The sequence below is a fragment of the Streptomyces sp. NPDC088910 genome, assembly GCF_044749865.1.
In the GTDB taxonomy this organism is placed as follows: domain Bacteria; phylum Actinomycetota; class Actinomycetes; order Streptomycetales; family Streptomycetaceae; genus Actinacidiphila.
Genome location: NZ_JBIVIV010000001.1, coordinates 251603 through 268631 on the forward strand (window position 1 = coordinate 251603; position 17029 = coordinate 268631).

13 protein-coding genes are annotated in these 17029 nt (G+C 71.2%); 9 read left to right on the forward strand and 4 right to left on the reverse strand.

All coding sequences use genetic code 11. The features are described from left to right. Window positions 1–465: 465 nt before the first annotated feature. The 6 genes from ACIP4Z_RS01090 (at window position 466) to ACIP4Z_RS01115 (ending at window position 9438) form a co-directional block, all read left to right on the forward strand. Complete coding sequence (locus ACIP4Z_RS01090; protein WP_355334468.1) at window positions 466–1878, forward strand: extracellular solute-binding protein; 1413 nt, start codon at window positions 466–468, stop codon at window positions 1876–1878. Window positions 1879–1961: 83 nt separating this feature from the next. Next, complete coding sequence (locus ACIP4Z_RS01095) at window positions 1962–2918, forward strand: sugar ABC transporter permease (protein WP_355334470.1); 957 nt, start codon at window positions 1962–1964, stop codon at window positions 2916–2918. 14 nt (window positions 2919–2932) lie between these two features. Beyond that, window positions 2933–3823, forward strand: coding sequence for a carbohydrate ABC transporter permease (locus tag ACIP4Z_RS01100; protein WP_355334473.1), 891 nt, complete (start codon window positions 2933–2935; stop codon window positions 3821–3823). 122 nt (window positions 3824–3945) lie between these two features. Further along, complete coding sequence (locus ACIP4Z_RS01105; protein ID WP_355334474.1) at window positions 3946–5583, forward strand: alpha-amylase family glycosyl hydrolase; 1638 nt, start codon at window positions 3946–3948, stop codon at window positions 5581–5583. Between the two features lie 347 nt (window positions 5584–5930). After that, window positions 5931–7691: an NAD+ synthase gene (locus ACIP4Z_RS01110; RefSeq protein ID WP_391043735.1), complete on the forward strand. Its 1761-nt coding sequence runs from the start codon at window positions 5931–5933 to the stop codon at window positions 7689–7691. A gap of 127 nt (window positions 7692–7818) precedes the next feature. Continuing rightward, window positions 7819–9438 carry a N,N-dimethylformamidase beta subunit family domain-containing protein gene (locus tag ACIP4Z_RS01115; protein ID WP_401304035.1) on the forward strand — a complete coding sequence of 540 codons (1620 nt, stop codon included), beginning with the start codon at window positions 7819–7821 and terminating at the stop codon, window positions 9436–9438. Here the strand turns inward: ACIP4Z_RS01115 and ACIP4Z_RS01120 are convergent. The 4 genes from ACIP4Z_RS01120 to ACIP4Z_RS01135 form a co-directional block, all read right to left on the reverse strand. Further along, the gene (locus ACIP4Z_RS01120; RefSeq protein WP_391160591.1) at window positions 9344–10708 is read right to left on the reverse strand and encodes a glycosyltransferase 87 family protein; all 1365 of its coding nucleotides are present in this window, start codon (window positions 10706–10708) and stop codon (window positions 9344–9346) included. The two genes, ACIP4Z_RS01115 and ACIP4Z_RS01120, sit on opposite strands and share 95 nt — an antisense overlap. Window positions 10709–10860: 152 nt before the next feature. Then, window positions 10861–11844, reverse strand: a complete 984-nt coding sequence (locus ACIP4Z_RS01125) for an endonuclease/exonuclease/phosphatase family protein (protein ID WP_391044251.1) — start codon at window positions 11842–11844, stop codon at window positions 10861–10863. A 248-nt stretch (window positions 11845–12092) separates the two neighbouring features. Beyond that, the gene (locus ACIP4Z_RS01130; RefSeq protein ID WP_391043730.1) at window positions 12093–12710 is read right to left on the reverse strand and encodes a TetR/AcrR family transcriptional regulator C-terminal ligand-binding domain-containing protein; all 618 of its coding nucleotides are present in this window, start codon (window positions 12708–12710) and stop codon (window positions 12093–12095) included. Beyond that, window positions 12707–14308, reverse strand: coding sequence for a DHA2 family efflux MFS transporter permease subunit (locus ACIP4Z_RS01135; RefSeq protein ID WP_391043728.1), 1602 nt, complete (start codon window positions 14306–14308; stop codon window positions 12707–12709). Before ACIP4Z_RS01135 ends, ACIP4Z_RS01130 begins: the two co-directional genes overlap by 4 nt. Before the next feature lie 160 nt (window positions 14309–14468). Here ACIP4Z_RS01135 and panB point away from each other — a divergent pair, with 160 nt between their 5' ends. The 3 genes from panB (at window position 14469) to ACIP4Z_RS01150 (ending at window position 16912) form a co-directional block, all read left to right on the forward strand. Continuing rightward, window positions 14469–15392, forward strand: coding sequence for a 3-methyl-2-oxobutanoate hydroxymethyltransferase (gene panB, locus ACIP4Z_RS01140; protein ID WP_391160029.1), 924 nt, complete (start codon window positions 14469–14471; stop codon window positions 15390–15392). 219 nt (window positions 15393–15611) lie between these two features. Continuing rightward, window positions 15612–16238, forward strand: a complete 627-nt coding sequence (locus ACIP4Z_RS01145; protein WP_401304040.1) for a sigma-70 family RNA polymerase sigma factor — start codon at window positions 15612–15614, stop codon at window positions 16236–16238. After that, the gene (locus tag ACIP4Z_RS01150; protein ID WP_355334496.1) at window positions 16235–16912 is read left to right on the forward strand and encodes a zf-HC2 domain-containing protein; all 678 of its coding nucleotides are present in this window, start codon (window positions 16235–16237) and stop codon (window positions 16910–16912) included. Before ACIP4Z_RS01145 ends, ACIP4Z_RS01150 begins: the two co-directional genes overlap by 4 nt. The last annotated feature ends 117 nt before the right edge of the window (window positions 16913–17029 follow it).

Consider the following 17029-nt stretch of genomic DNA (forward strand, 5'->3'; position numbering starts at 1 on the left):
GCCCCAGCCCCCGCCCCCCCCCCAGCGCCCGCCCCCGCGCCCGCCCCCCCCCCACCCCCCCGGGGCGGGGGGGGGTTCGCCGGCCCCCCCCCCCGGGCGCCGCCGTCCGCTCCCCCGGCGACCCGCCGGCCGCGGCCCCCTGGGGCCCGCCGGGCGACCCTCCCGGGCCCGTGGGCACCCCCTCCGGCCCGGCCCGCGCCGGGCCCGCGGAGGGGCCGTCACGGGCCGTCCGCGAGCACACGGCCGGTGACCCCGCTTCCACTTGCGAGCCGTCCGACGTCGTAACCAAGTCGTGTCTTTGCGAAATTCGCGCGACATCTTGCGGACATCTATCGGGTTAAGTACGTTGAGCCAACCCGAAACGGCGGCGTGCAACTGCGCCGAGCATCACGTGCACCATGTGCCGCGGGGGTCCCAGATCGCAGTCCAACGACGCGCAGTGGTTCAGGGGAAAGGGTTTTGAACATGAGCAGAATCGGCTACCGCAGACTGGTGGCGGTCGCGCTGGTCGCGGGCATCGGATTGTCCGCTGCCGCGTGTTCCAGCAGCGACGACAAGAAGGATGACCCGGGAACGAAGGCCAGCAGCAGCTCCAGCAGCGCCGGCACCCCCTTGGACCCGAAGACCAAGGTGTCGATCACGGTCGACTGTGAGCCGCCGACCACGAAGAAGGCCGAGCGCCAGCAGTGGATCGACGACGTCGCCGAGTTCAACAAGACGTACCCGAACGTCACGGTCAACAGCAAGGACGCGTTCCCTTGCGAGGACCCGGCCAAGTTCACCGCCCAGCTCCAGGGCGGTAGCCAGACCGACGCGTTCTACACGTACATGACCGACCTCCAGCAGGTGCTGGACGCCGGCCAGGCGGCCGACATCACGGAATACGTCAACGACAAGACGGTCCCGAACCTCAAGGACATCGACCCCGGTGTCCTCGACGTCCTCAAGGACGGCGGCAAGCTGTACGGTCTGCCCACCTCGAACTACCAGATGGGCCTGATCTACAACCGGAAGATCTTCAAGGACGCCGGTCTGGACCCGAACAACCCGCCCACCACGTGGGAAGGCGTCCGCGCCGCCTCCAAGCAGATCGAGGACAAGCTCGGCAGCAAGGGCATCCACGGCTTCATCGAGAACGCCGGCGGCAACCAGGGCGGCTGGCACTTCACGTCCGAGCTGTACGGCCTCGGCGGCACCATGGTGTCCGAGGACGGCAAGAAGGCGACGTTCAACGACGACAGCGCCAAGACCCTGCTGACCACGCTGCACGACATGCGCTGGACGGACAACAGCATGCCCGCCACCCCGGGCAAGGAGTGGGGCGACGTCCAGAAGGCGATGGGCACCGGCGTCGTCGGCATGTACGTCGGCGCTCCCGACGACATCCCGCTGGTCGTCCAGCAGTACAAGGCCAAGTTCGAGGACCTCGGCATGGCCCCGATCCCCGGCGGCAAGACCTCGCTGTTCGGCGGCGCCGACTACATGTTCAAGAAGTCGGCCTCCCCGGACCAGATCAAGGCCGGCATCGCCTGGATCAACTTCAAGTACCTGACCCTCGAGAAGGGCCAGTTCAACTACCCGCGGAACAAGACGGACGGCCTGCCCGTCGGTCTCCCGCAGCCCTTCTTCTTCACCGGCGCGTCGAAGGAGAAGGACAACTCCACCAAGGCCGCGAACGCGACCGTCCCGGTCGAGAACTTCAAGACGTACGTCGACGCCCAGGTGCCCGTGAAGCCCGAGCCGCCGAACGCCCAGAAGATCTACACCGTGCTCGACACGGTGATGTCCGGTGTTCTGACCAACAAGAACGCTGACATCTCCAAGCTGCTCTCCACTGCCGAGTCCCAGGTCAACAGCCTCCTGGCCGCCTCTCAGTAACGACAGCCCGCGGGGGCCGGTCCGGCGACCGGCCCCCGCTCAGCGGTACCGGCCCGACGCATCACTTCAGTCGAGGAGCACCCATGGCGGCGACAACCGTCCCCGAGAAATCGAGTAGGCGCCACGCCGGGCGTCCCGTTGGTCAGCCCGATGGAACGCAGCGCCGTTCCGGCCTGAGCCGTAAAGTCCGGCAGAACGTCCAGGCGTACGGCTTCCTGATCGGCGCGGTCCTCTGCTTCGGGTTCTTCTCGTGGTACCCGATGGTCCGCGAGTTCATCATGAGCTTCCAGAAGACCAAGCGCGGTGTCACCACCTGGGTGGGCTTCGACAATCTCAAGCAGGTCTACCACGACCCGTATTTCTGGACGGCCTGGCGCAACACCCTGCAATTCACGGTGTACGCGCTGGTGATCGGCTTCATCGTGCCGTTCTTCGTGGCGATCCTGCTCAATGAACTGCGGCACGCACAGGCGTACCTGCGCATTCTGGTGTACCTGCCGGTGATGCTTCCGCCGGTCGCCGGTGTGCTGCTGTTCAAGTACTTCTACAACCCGGAGTACGGGCTCTTCAACCACATTCTGAAGACCCTGCACCTGCCGACCTCCGCATGGCTGGACTCGTCGCACACGGCGATGATCTCGGTGGTGATCGCGGCCACCTGGATGAGCATGGGAAGCGCCACGCTGATCTATCTGGCCGCGCTCCAGAACATCCCCGGCGAGCTGTACGAGGCCGCCGACCTGGACGGAGCCGGGCTGTTCAGCAAGATCTGGCACGTCACGATCCCGCAGACCCGCATGGTGCTCTCACTCATGCTGCTGCTCCAGATCGTGGCGACCATGCAGGAGTTCACCAACGTCTATCTGCTGACCGGCGGCAACGGCCCGGAGAACTCCACCACGACGGTCGTGTACATGGTCTACCAGTACGCGTTCCGCTACAACAATTTCGGAAGCGCCGCGGCGCTGGGCCTTTTCCTGCTGCTGGTGCTGGCCGGATTCTCCGGTGTGTACGCGCGGCTGAGCCGGAACAGCGACTAGGACGGAAGACGGACATGGCAGCGTTCACCCAGCAAAACCGGACCCTGATCTCGTCGGCCGCTTTGAGCCGACCGCGGGCGAAATTCGTCTACTGGACCGTGCTGAGCCTGGTCATCCTGGTCTTCACCCTGGTGTTCCTCGGCCCGCTCTACTGGATGGTGACCGGCGGCTTCAAGTCGGCCCAGGAAGTCCTGGCGAATCCGCCGACGCTCTTCCCGAAACACCCGAAGGCGAGCAACTACTCGGACGCCTGGAGCGAGCTGAAGATCGCCCGGCTGCTCTTCAACACCTTCTATTACGCGTTCGGCGCGCTGCTGCTGCAACTCGTCTTCGACGTGGCGGCGGCGTACGCGATCTCCAAGCTCCGGCCGGTGCTCGGCAATCTGATCCTCGGCATGATGCTCGCCACGCTGATGATCCCGGCGGCGGTGCTGATCGTGCCGCAGTACATGACGGTCCTCGACCTGCCGCTGCTGCACGTGAACCTGATCGGCACCCCGTGGGCGATCTGGCTGCCCACGGTGGCCAACGGTTTCAACATCTTCCTGCTGAAGCGATTCTTCGACTCGATTCCCGAGGATCTGATGTCCGCGGCGAAGATCGACGGCGCCGGGCCGCTGCGCACGCTGTGGTCGATCGTGCTGCCGATGTCGCGTCCGATCCTCGGCGTCGTGTCGATCTTCGCGGTGGTCAACGTCTGGAAGGACTTCCTCTGGCCGATGCTGGTGGAGCCCGACCCGAAGAACCAGCCGATCAACATCGGCATCAACTCGCTCTCGCAGGGCGTACCGCAGAACGTGCTGATCGCCGCGCTGGCCATCTCCGCGGTGCCGACCCTGCTGATCTTCCTGCTCTTCCAGCGCAACATCATGTCCGGCCTGACCGCGGGCAGCCTCAAGGGCTGACGGGTCACCGGACCGCAAGCCTTCCGTAACGCACCCCCAAGCACTCCGCCGCCGGCCTCTATGCCCACATCCCCGCCTCCGGGGCCGGCGGCGGGGTCCCACCTGCCCGAAAGGACGTTGACGTGGCAGACACCCCTCAGCCCGAGGCCGACGAGAACTGGTGGCGCGGCGCGGTCATCTACCAGGTCTATCCGCGGAGCTTCGCCGACAGCAACGGCGACGGCACCGGAGACCTCGCCGGGGTGCGTTCCCGGCTGCCCTACCTGGCCGAGCTGGGCGTCAACGCCCTCTGGTTCAACCCCTGGTACCCGTCGCCGATGGCCGACGGCGGATACGACGTGGCCGACTACCGGGACATCGACCCGGTCTTCGGCACGCTCGCCGAGGCCGAGAAGCTGATCTCCGAGGGCCTGGCGCTGGGCATCAGGACGATCATCGACATCGTGCCGAACCACATATCGGCGGCCCACCCGTGGTTCCGCGAGGCGCTGGCGGCCGGTCCCGGATCGCCCGCGCGCGACCGCTTCTGGTTCCGCCCCGGCCGCGGTGACGACGGCGAGCTGCCGCCGAACAACTGGCCTTCGCAGTTCGGCGGCCCGGCCTGGACGAGGACGACCGACCCGGACGGCACGCCCGGCGACTGGTTCCTGAACCTCTTCGACTCCGAGCAGCCCGACCTCAACTGGAACCACCCGGACGTCCGGGCCGAGCACGAGGACATCCTGCGGTTCTGGTTCGACCGCGGCGCGGGCGGCGTACGGATCGACTCCGCCGCGATGGTCGCCAAGGACCCGGAGCTGCCCGATCTGAGCAGCGACCCGGCCGCCCCGCACCCGTACATCGACCGGGACGACCTGCACGAGATCTACCGCGGCTGGCGGCGGATCGCCGACGGATACGACAACACGCGGATTCTGGTCGGCGAGGTGTGGCTGCCGGACGCGGTGCGTTTCGCGCACTATCTGCGGCCGGACGAGATGCACACCGCGTTCAACTTCGACTTCCTCGCCTGCCCCTGGGCGCCGGAGCAGCTCCGCAAGTCCATCGAGACGACGCTGGCCGCGCACGAGCCGGTGGGCGCGCCCGCCACGTGGGTGCTGTGCAACCACGACGTGACGCGTACGGTCACCCGCTACGGGCGGGTCGACACCGGCTTCGACTTCGCGACCAAGGCGTTCGGTATCCCGACCGACCTGGAGCTGGGCACCCGCAGGGCGCGGGCCGCCGCGCTGCTGACCCTGGCGCTGCCCGGATCCGTCTACCTCTACCAGGGCGAGGAGCTGGGGCTGCCCGAGGTCGAGGACATTCCGGCGGCCAAGCTCCAGGACCCGATGTACCTGCGGTCCGGCGGCACCGACCCCGGCCGGGACGGCTGCCGTGTGCCGCTGCCCTGGTCCGGTGACTCCTCGCCGTTCGGCTTCAGCCCCGAGGGTTCGGCGGAGCCGTGGCTTCCGCAGCCGGCCGACTGGGCGGGGCGCACCGCCGAGATCCAGTCCGCCGACCCGGCGTCGATGCTCTCGCTGTACCGGGCGGCGCTGCGGATTCGCAGCGCGGAGGCCGGTCTGGGCGACGGTCCCATGCACTGGCTCGACTCCGACCCGGGCGTCCTCGCCTTCAGCCGCACCGACGCGTTCGTCTGCGTCGTCAACCTGGCCGACACCCCCGCGGAGCTGCCCGCGCACAGTGAGCTCCTGCTCACCAGCGGACCTCTCCTCGACGGCCGTATCCCCGCCGACACCGCCGTCTGGCTGCGCCGCTGAAACGATTTTCTTGCGAGGGACGGTAAGCCGATCTTCTCCGGGGCGCGGCCCCGGCCGGTTCCCTGACCGGGGCGGTACGCCGAATATTTGAGGGGCGCGGGGAACCGCGCGGCCAGCCACCAACGGGCCGGTGGCCCGGAGACAACCGATCCGCCCCGCGGGGGCCGGTGGTGACCTGCGGGAGCACGGTGGCTGAGCGCGCGGTTCCCCGCGCCCCTTGGGGCCTGCCCTGCACCGCGAGGTGGCCGGGCGGTGGCCGCGCGGTTCCCCGCGCCCCTTCGGGGCCGACCCCCTGGGCATGGGCACCCCGGGCGACATCTCGTCGCATTGACGATTAAGATGAGGCCATGCCTCAACTACGCCTCGCCCTGAATCAGATCGACTCCCGCGTCGGCGACATCGCCGGGAACACCGAGACCGTCGTGCGCTGGGCCCATCACGCGTCCGCGCGCGGAGCGCACCTGGCGGCGTTTCCCGAGATGATGCTCACCGGGTACCCGGTGGAGGATCTGGCGCTGCGCGCCTCGTTCGTGGACGCGAGCCGCGCGGCCCTGGTGGCGCTGGCGAAGCGGCTGGCGGACGAGGGCCTGGGCGAGCTGCCGGTGGTCGTGGGGTATCTGGGCCGCAGCGAGAACGCGCGGCCGAGGTTCGGGCAGCCCGCGGGGGCGCCGCAGAACTGCGCGGCGGTGCTGCACGGCGGCGAGGTGGCGCTGCGCTTCGCCAAGCACCACCTGCCCAACTACGGGGTCTTCGACGAATTCCGGTACTTCGTGCCGGGCGACACCATGCCGGTGATCCGGGTGCGGGGCGTGGACGTGGCGCTGGCGATCTGCGAGGACCTGTGGCAGGACGGCGGCCGGGTCCCGGCGGCCCGCGCGGCCGGCGCCGGTCTGCTGCTGTCGGTCAACGCGTCGCCGTACGAGCGGGACAAGGACGACACGCGTCTGGACCTGGTGCGCAGGCGCGCGCGGGAGGCGGGCTGCACGCTGGCGTATCTGGCGATGGTCGGCGGCCAGGACGAGCTGGTCTTCGACGGTGACACGATCGTCGTCGGCGAGGACGGCGAGGTGATCGCGCGGGCCCCGCAGTTCGCCGAGGAGTGCGTGCTGCTCGACCTCGACCTGCCCGCCGCGCCCGGGCGGGCGCCGTCCGGGCGGGTGGCCGACGGCCTGGAGATCCGCCATGTGACGCTCTCCGAGGCGCCGGTCGAACCGTATCCGGCGGAGTTCACCGGCGGCGAGGCCGAGCGGCTGACCGACGACGCCGAGATCTACGGCGCGCTGGTCACCGGCCTGCGCGCGTACGTCGAGAAGAACGGCTTCCGCTCGGTGCTGATCGGTCTGTCCGGCGGCATCGACTCGGCCCTGGTGGCCGCCATCGCGGTCGACGCGATCGGCGCGGCGAACGTGTACGGCGTGTCGATGCCGTCGGCGTACTCCTCGGACCACTCCAAGGGCGACGCGGCGGAGCTGGCCCGCAGGACCGGCCTCAATCTCCGTACGGTGTCGATCGCCCCGATGTTCGACGCCTACATGGCGTCGCTGTCGCTGACCGGCCTCGCCGAGGAGAACCTCCAGTCGCGGCTGCGCGGCGTCACGCTGATGGGGATCTCCAACCAGGAGGGCCAGATCGTGCTCGCGCCGGGCAACAAGAGCGAGCTGGCGGTGGGGTACTCGACGCTGTACGGCGACTCGGTCGGCGCGTACGGCCCGATCAAGGACGTCTACAAGACGACCGTCTTCCGGCTGGCGCGCTGGCGCAACGCCGACGCCGAGGCGCGCGGCGAGACCCCGCCGATCCCGGAGAACTCGATCGCGAAGCCGCCGAGCGCGGAGCTGCGCCCCGGCCAGGTCGACACCGACTCGCTGCCGGACTACGACGTCCTCGACCGGGTCCTGGAGATGTACGTCGACCGGGACCAGGGCCGCGAGGCGATCATCGCGGCGGGCTTCGACGCCGAGCTGGTGACGCGTATCCTCAAGCTGACCGACACCGCCGAGTACAAGCGGCGGCAGTACCCGCCGGGCACGAAGATCTCCGCGAAGGGCTTCGGCAAGGACCGCAGGCTGCCGATCACCAACCGCTGGCGCGAGGGCGAGCAGAGCTGACCAACACCGCCCGGTGACCGCCGCGTTCGGCGCGCCGGAGCCGCGGGCGGCCGGATCACGCGCAGGATCGTCCTGACGGAGCCGAGCCGCGCCCCAGCGCCCGGCGCACCGGGAAGGGGACGCGGAAGTGGACGACGAACGCGAGCACCCGGCCGCGAAGGGCCCGGCGCCCCAGCCGGGCGCCCAGGGCCCGCCGCCCGGCCCGTACGCCCGTCCCGCCGACGACGGCGCGCCGCCCGGTCCGGCCCGGCGGCGTGTGCTCCACGCGGCCGTCGCCGGGGTGGTCGGCGCGGCGGCGGCCGGGTGCGACAGCGGCTCCGCCGCGGTGCGCCGCACCCCCACCAGCGGCCCCACCCCCGTCCGGCGGGCGGGCACCGACGACTGGCGGATCCGCTCGCTGGGACCGCCGGACGCGATCGAGGGGTACGCCGACAGGGTCAGCGTCCGGCCCGGTGAGCGCGTGGGGCTGTACGTGTCGACGACCGCGCCCGGCTTCCGCGTCGCCGCCTACCGGGTCGGCTGGTACGGCGGGTCGCAGGCCACGCGGGTGTGGACGTCGCCGCGGACGGCGGGGCACCGGCAGCCGGGGCCCAGGACGTCCGGGTCCACCAGGACCGTGACGGCGGGCTGGGAGCGCGGCCTCGACGTCCCCACCGACGGCTGGCCCGAGGGCGCCTACCTGCTGCTGCTCACCTCCGACGACGGCCATCAGCGGTACGTCCCGCTCGTGGTCCGCTCGGCCGTGGCCACCGGCCGGACCCTGATCATGCACGCGCCCGCGACCTGGCAGGCGTACAACGACTGGGGCGGCTACAGCCTCTACAACGGCCGGGACGGCGGCTACGGAGACCGGTCGCTGGCCGTGTCGTTCGACCGGCCGTACGCGAAGAACGGCGCCGAGAAGTTCCTGGTGTACGAGCGCGCCCTGGTGGTCCTCGCCGAGCGGCTCGGGCTGCCGCTGGCGTACACGACGGGGATCGACGTCCACCGCGACCCCGGCGTGCTGCGCGGCGCGACCACGGCCGTGGCCCTCGGCCACGACGAGTACTGGACGCCGGAGCAGCGCGCGCACGTCACGGCGGCGCGGGACGCGGGCACCAATCTGGTCTTCCTCGGCGCGAACACCTGCTTCCGGCGGATCCGCCTCGAAGCCGTCCGGGGCGGCGAACCGCGCACCGTGGTCTGCTACAAGACCGACTATCAGAGCGACCCCGGCCTCGCGCGCGACCCGGCGAAGCCGACCAACGACTTCCGCGCCCGGCCCGCCCCCGACCCCGAGTCCTCGCTGACCGGCGTCATCTACGAGGGGTATCCGACCGACGCCCCGTACGTGGTGGAGAGCGCCGACCACTGGCTCTTCGCGGGCACCGGCGCCGCGCGGGGCGACCGCTTCGCGCACCTGGTCGGCGTCGAGTACGACCGGGTGGACCCCGGCTGTCCGACTCCGGCGCCGATCGAGGTCGTCGCCCACTCGCCGCTGGTGTGCGACGGCCGCGCCAGCCACTCGGACTCGGCGTACTACACGGTGCCCGGCGGCGCGGGCGTCTTCGCCACCGGGACGATGCGCTGGGTCGAGGGGCTGATGGCGGGCACCGGTCTGATGGGCCGCGACCACGGCATGGACGAGCGCACCCGGACGTTCGTCACCAAGGTCACGGAGAATCTGCTGACCGGCTTCGCCGCGGGGCGGGCCGCCGCTTCCCGGCCCGCCCCGCGGGCGAACGTGAGCCGGCTGTACGGGACCTGAGGCGGGCTCCGCGGGAGCGCGCCGCGCGGGCCGGGGGCGGGGACTCGGTACGCAGCGCCGTGGTCACCACGCGGCCCGCGACGGCGAGGAAGGCGAGCCCGGCCAGCGGGTAGCAGGCCGCGAGGAGCATCTGGGCGGGGTTCTCGCGCAGTTCGGGGCGTCCCCGGCCGTGCGGGAGGGCCCAGAGCGCGTACGAGCAGAACACCAGGACGGCCGCCGCCGCGCCCCAGACCCACCTCCGGTCGTGGCGGCGTACCCCCTCGGCGACGAGCAGCACGGCCATGGGCACCGCCCAGACCCAGTGGTGGGTCCACGACACCGGGCTGACCAGGAGAGCCGTCACACCGCAGGAGACCGCGGCCCAGGCGGCGGCGAACGGCAGCCGGTCCCCGGCCGTGAGCGCGCCCACCGCGACGGCCAGTCCCGCGAGGGCGACGGCGAGCGCGACGCAGAGCCAGAGCGTGCCGGGGTCGCCGCTGTGCGTCAGCCGGGCCAGGACGCCGCGCAGCGACTGGTTGGCGACCTCTTCGGCATAACCGGCGCGGTCGGGCGAGAAGACGTCCTGGGTCCAGTAGCGGACCGAGTCGTGCGGGAGGGCCAGCGCGGCGACTCCGACGGTGGCCGCGAAGGTCCCGGCCGCGACCGACGCGCGGCGCAGATACGGGGTGCCGCGCCCGCGGGTGGTGAAGGCGGCCAGGGCGAGCAGCGCGACGAACAGCACCGGGGTGAGCTTGATGCCCGCGGCGATGCCGATGCCGACCCCCGCCCACCTGCGGTCGGCCCGGCAGGTGAGGTCGGCCAGCACCAGCACGGCGAGCAGCAGATTGACCTGCCCGTAGCGCAGGGTCGCCCAGACCGGCTCGCACCACACCACCAGCGCGGTCAGGAGCAGCGCGGACGCCACGGTCGGCCGCCGGTCGACCAGCCGCAGCGACAGGGCGGCGAAGGCCACCGCGAGCAGCAGATTCGCCACGGTCGCGGCGGTGCGCATGGCGCCCACGTCCAGCCAGGTCAGCGGGACGAACAGCAGTCCCGCGAACGGCGGATACGTCATCGGCAGGCCGTCGGCGCGCAGCGAGTACAGGTCGCCGCCGGTGCGTACCGTCCAGCCCGCCGCCCGGTAGACCATCACGTCGATCATCGAGACCCGCACCAGGCGCTGCACCAGCCACACGCCCGCGACGGACAGCAGGCACCACCCGGCGGCGACGGCGGCCCGGGCGGGGGAAAGCCACTCACGCCACCCGCGTCTGCGCGCGGCGGCGGACATCGGTTCTTGCATGGCGACACCCTCACGGCAGCGGACCGGGCGCCGGCGACGAGCACCTGCGGGTCACGCTCGCGCAACCGCCGCCGCGCCGCCACCTCGGTGCGCCATCCGGCGGAGCGCGCCGAGCCGCGGGAAAGCCGTGTGCGGAGGGGCTACGGCACCTGGAGGCGGGCGGCGACCGGGAGGTGGTCGCTGCCGGTCTTCGGCAGGGTCCAGGACGCCTTGGGCTCGATGCCCTTGACCATGATCTGGTCGATCCTGGCCATCGGGAAGGACGCGGGCCAGCTGAAGCCGAAGCCGTTGCCCGCCGCGCCCTGCGTGGAGCGCATCTGCGAGGTGACCGAGGCCAGCGCCCGGTCGTTCATGGTGCCGTTGAGGTCGCCGAGCAGCACCACGCTGTGCAGGTTCTCGCCCGCGATGGCCCGGCCGAGAGCGTCGGCCGCGTTATCGCGCTGTCCCGCGGTGAATCCGGCGTTGAACTTCACCCGCACGGACGGCAGATGCGCCACGTACACCGCGACCTGGCCGTCCGGGGTCTTCACCGCGGCCCGCATGGCGCGGGTCCACCCCATCTTGATGTCCACCGTGCGCACCCCGGACAGCGGGTACTTGCTCCACAGCCCGACCGTGCCCTGCACCGAGTGGTACGGGTAGGCGGCGGCGAGGTCGCGGGCGTAGCGGGGCGCCTGGCTCTCGGCCAGTTCCTCCAGGGCGACGATGTCGGCGCCGGCCGCGATGACGTCCTTGGCGGTGCCGTCGGGGTCCGGGTTCTCGGCGTTCACATTGTGGGTGAGCACCGTCAGATCGCCGCCGGAGGACGTCTTGTCGGTGACCAGGCCGCCGAAGAGGTTGAGCCAGATCACCGACGGCAGCAGCAGGGCGATCAGCGCGGTCGTGGAGCGCCGCAGCACGGCGGCCAGCAGCAGCACCGGCACGGCCAGGCCGATCCAGGGCAGGAAGGTCTCCAGCAGACTGCCGAGGTTGCCGATCCGGTTGGGCAGGTCGGCGTGCACGAGCAGCAGGACGGCCACGAGGACGGCGACGACGGCGAGAATGACGCCGCGCCGCCACATGCCTTCGGGCTGCCACCAGTGACGGAACCGGGCGCGGGCTCCGGAGGCGTTCCTGGGCGGCATGGCGCTGCCGTCCGTGGTCGCGTCCGTGCCGCTCTGCGCCTGGGTCATGAGGGTCCTCACTGCCTTGCCGGGTGCTCTGCCGACCTTAGGGGATCGTTATGAGAACCGACGGACAGCGGGGTGCGGCGGGTTCCTTCACCCACCGCATCGGCCCCACCTGTGACACGACGGGGACACGCAGGACATATGTGGGGGGCGCGGTGGAGATCCCCCGCGCCCCCGTGTACTCCCGTACGCCCCGCCGCTGGTCAGCCGCGTGGGCGCATCCCGTCGAGCAGCAGATCGACCAGCCGTTCGGTGAGGTCGGGCGACAGTTCGGCGTCCGGCCGGAGCGTGGAGCGCGCCAGCATCGGTCCGGTCACGAAGTCGACCAGCAGCTCGACGTCCCTGCCCAGTTCCGGCCGGATGTCGCCCTCGGCCATGCCGCGCCGCAGCAGTTGGGCCAGCGCCTCACGGCGGGTGGCGATGACCGTGTCGTGGTAGCAGCGCCACAGATCGGGGCTGCTCTGCGCCTCGGTCAGCATCGTCCGCATCAGCGCGGACTCCCGCTTGGCCACACCGCGCCGCCGTATCGACTCGACCGCGACGATCAGATCGTCACGGAAGGACGTGCCGGGCAGTTCGGGCAGCGGGTGGGAGTCGACCGTGGCGAGCACGTCGATCAGCAGCGCCTCCTTGCCCGGCCAGCGGCGGTAGACCGTGGCCTTGCCGACCCCGGCCTCCCGCGCGATGCCCTCCATGGACAGCTCGGACAGCGAGGTGCCCTCGGCGATCAGCCGCAGCACGGTCTCGATGACCGCGCCGTCGACGGCCGCGGAGCGCGGGCGACCGCGCCGCGCGGCCGACGTACTGGGAGGGTCGATCACTGCTCGGCACCCACCTTCTCCGGCTCCGCCGCGGCGTCGGGCGCCTGTCCGACCCGCTCCTTGGCGGGCAGGAAGACCAGGGTGACGACGGCGCCGACCAGGGCGACGGCGGCCGAGCACGCGGCGGTGATGTGCATGGCGTGGATGAAGGCGTCGTTCGCGGGCTGGATCAGCGACTGGCCCTTGGGGCCGAGCTTCTCCGCGATCCCGATGGTGGCCTGGATGGACTCCCCCGCCGAGTGCCGCGCGCCGGCGGGCAGGACGTCGAGGTGGTCGTCGATGCCGTTGCGGTAGACGGTGGACAGCACCGAGCCGAGGACCGCGACGCCGATCGCGCCGCCGACCTGCCGGAAGGTGTTGTTGACCGCGGACCCGGAGCCCGCCTTCTCGCGCGGCAGCGACGACATGATCATGACGGTGGCGGGCGGCATGACGTGCGCCATCGCCGTACCCATCAGGAAGAACAGCACTTCCAGCACCCAGATCGGCGTGGACTGGCCGAGCAGCAGGAAGCCGAGGAAGGAGATCGCGGTGAGGGTCAGGCCCGCGGTGCACACCGCGCGCGCCCCGAAGCGGTCGACCACCAGCCGGGCGCGCGGCGCGAAGACCATCTGCGCGGCGGCCAGCGGGAGCAGCAGCAGACCGGTCTTGAGCGGGCTGTAGCCGCGCACGGTCTGGGTGTAGAAGACGATGAAGAAGGTGACGCCCATCAGGGCGAAGAAGACCAGGCCGATGGCCGCGACGGAGGCGGAGAAGCGGCGGTCCTTGAAGTAGGTGACGTCGAAGGCCGGGTGGTCGCTGCGCTTCTCGAACAGCACGAAGGCGCCGAGGACGACGAGGCCGCCGACGATCGTGGCCCACACCTCGGGCTTGGTGAAGTCGCCGAACTGGCCGCCCTTGATGATGCCGTAGATCAGCAGGACCAGGCCGACGATGGAGAGCACCACACCGACCGGGTCGAGGCGGCCGGGGCGCGGGTCGCGCGAGTCGGGCACCAGGATGAACATGGCGATGAGCGCGGCGATCACGATCGGCACGTTGATCAGGAAGACCGAGCCCCACCAGAAGTGTTCGAGCAGCGCGCCGCCGGTGATCGGGCCGATGGCGATGGCGAGGCCGACCACGCCGGTCCAGATGCCGATCGCCTTGGGCTGCTCCTTGCGCTCGAAGACGTTCATGATGATCGCCAGGGTGGCGGGCATGATGAAGGCGCCGCCGAGGCCCATCACAGCGCGGTAGCCGATCAGTTCGCCCGCGGAGCCGGAGAACGCGGACAGCGCGGAGCCGGCGCCGAACACGACCATGCCGAAGAGCAGGACCTTCTTGCGGCCGAGGCGGTCGCCGAGCAGGCCGGCGGTGAACAGCAGGCCCGCGAAGACCAGGGTGTAGGAGTTGATCGCCCATTCGAGCTGGCTCTGCGAGGCGCCGAGGCCGGTGGGTGAGGGCTGGGCGATGGTCTTCATCGCCACGTTGAGGATCGAGTTGTCCAGCACCACCACGAGGAGGCTGAACAGCAGCACGGTGAGAATCGCCCAGCGGCGGCGGTGGATCGCCTCCGGCACGTGGGACGGCGGGGCGGTTATCGAGTTGTCGGCCATGAGGGTCAGCCTAAGGTCTTATTCGATACGATCCCGTCTCGTATCGTAAAGGGGCGGCAAAAACGTGCCCCCTCTTTCCGGACCGGGCGAGCCGTGCCAGCATGGAAGGGATCCGGGGACGCCGTCAGGGCGCCTCGAGATGACTGAAGGAGCCGTCACCATGACGCAGCTTTCGGCTGCCCGCGCGCAGGGCCGTGACTCCCAGGCCGGCCAGGGCACGACCGCGACCGGCACGTCCGGCGCCCAGCCCGCCGACCACCCCAAGGCGCTCTACGGGGGCACCGGCACCCGTCGTATCACCGTCCGCGACCTGGCCCTGGCCAAGGAGCGCGGCGAGAAGTGGCCCATGCTCACCGCCTACGACGCGATGACCGCGTCGGTCTTCGACGAGGCCGGTATCCCGGTCATGCTGGTCGGCGACTCGATGGGCAACTGTCACCTCGGCTACGAGACCACCGTCCCGGTCACCATGGACGAGATGACGATCCTGGCCTCCGCCGTCGTACGCGGCACCAGCCGCGCGCTGATCGTCGGCGACCTGACCTTCGGCGCGTACCAGGAAGGTCCCGTGCAGGCCCTGCGCAGCGCCACCCGGCTGATCAAGGAGGCCGGGGTCGGCGCGGTCAAGCTGGAGGGCGGCGAGCGCTCCCTGGCCCAGACCGAGGCGATCGTCCGGGCCGGTATCCCGGTCATGGCGCACCTGGGCCTGACCCCGCAGTCCGTGAACACCATGGGCTACCGCGTGCAGGGCCGCGGTGACGAGGCCGCCCACCGGCTCGTCCAGGACGCCAAGGCCGCGCAGGAGGCCGGCGCCTTCGCCGTCGTCCTCGAACTCGTCCCCGCCGAGGTGGCGGCCGAGGTCACCCGCTCGCTCCAGATCCCCACCATCGGCATCGGGGCGGGCCCCGACACCGACGCCCAGGTGCTGGTCTGGACCGACATGGCCGGGCTCACCGGCGGCAAGGTGCCGCGCTTCACCAAGCAGTACGCCGATCTGCGCCGCGTGCTCGGCGACGCCGCCAAGTCCTTCGCCGAGGACGTCGTGGGCGGCGCCTTCCCCGCCGAGGAGCACACCTTCCACTGATCCCCTTCCCCTGATCCCGCGCCCGTCAGCGCAGGGCGGCGCCCCGGTTCTCCCGGGTGCGCCGCCCTTCTCGTTTCCGTCCGAAAACCTGTCCGCGTTCCTGCCCGCGTTCTTGCCCGCGTTTCCGTCCGGAACGGTTTTGTCCGGAACGGCCTGAGTCATCCGGGCCCGGCGTCCGTATACGGGGAGGGGAGCGGCGCGGAACGGGAGGAGGTCGGCATGGGTCCCGGCACGGGCGAACTCGACCCACGGCAGCGGGTACGGCAGGATGCCGCCGTGGACGGACCACCTCCCGGCGCCGCCGGGCCGCCGGAACCGCCGGAACCGCCGGTGTCGGCTCCGGAGGAGGAGCTGATGCGGGCGCTGTACCGCGAGCACGCGGGCGCGCTCTACGCCTATGTGCTGCGGCTCGTCGCGGGCGACCGGTTCCTAGCCGAGGACGTCGTGCAGGAGACGCTGCTGCGGGCCTGGAAGAGCGCGGCCAAGCTCGACCCGGCGGCCCGTTCACTGCGGCCCTGGCTGGTGACGGTGGCCCGGCGGATCGTGATCGACGGCCACCGCAGCCGCGGCTCCCGGCCGCCGGAGACCTCGCCCGCCGCGCTCGACCTGCTCCCCGCCAGGGACGAGCTGGAACGGTCGCTGCGGCTGATGACCATCTCCGACGCCCTGCGGGACCTGTCGGACGCGCACCGCGAGGTGCTGGTCGAGACATACTTCCGCGGCCGTACGGTCAACGAGGCGGCGGACGAACTGGGACTGCCGCAGGGCACCGTACGGTCGCGGGTGTTCTACGCGCTGCGGGCCCTGCGGAACGCGCTGGAGGAGAGAGGGGTGACCACTTCATGACACCGCACGTCGATGTGGGCGCCTATCTGCTCGGGGCGCTGGACGAAGCGGAGATGACCCGCTTCGAGGAGCACCTGGCCGAGTGCGAGAGCTGCGGCCGGGAGCTGGACGAGCTGAGCGGGCTGCTGCCGGTGCTCCACGAGATGCGCGAGGACGGCGTCGCCTTCGCGCACCCGCCCGGCGGTGACGCGATGCTCGGGCGGCTGCTCGACCAGGTGGCGCGCGAGCGCGGGGCGCGCAAGCGGCGGCGGCTGGCCGCGGTGGCCGCCGTGGCGGTGCTGGTGGTCGGCGGACCGCTGGTCGCGGTGCTGGCCACCGACGACGGCGGCGGGCGCCCGGCCGCCGGGGCCTTCGCGTCCGACCAGCGCTCCGCGACCAACCCGGAGACCGGCGTCAGGGCGACCGTCGGCATCGCGGACAAGGGCTGGGGCAGCGTGGTGGACCTGCGGCTGACGGGCGTGCGCGGCCCGCAGACGTGCCGCCTGGTCGCGGTCGCGCTGGACGGCAACGGCCAGACGGTGGCCACCTGGGCGGTGCCGGAGACCGGTTACGGCACGGACGCCCAGCCGCGACCGCTGACCGTGCACGGCGCCGCAGGACTGCACAAGGACTCGATCAGCCGCTTCGAGATCCGGGCGGCGGACGGAACACTGCTGGTCAGCGTGCCGCTCTAGCGTTACCGACCGATCGGTGACCGATCGGTGACCGATCGGTGACCGGTCGGTGACCGGTCGCTGACACGCCACCGATACGGTCGGTCCCCGGCTGTCGGCGCGATGTCGGCGCGGTGT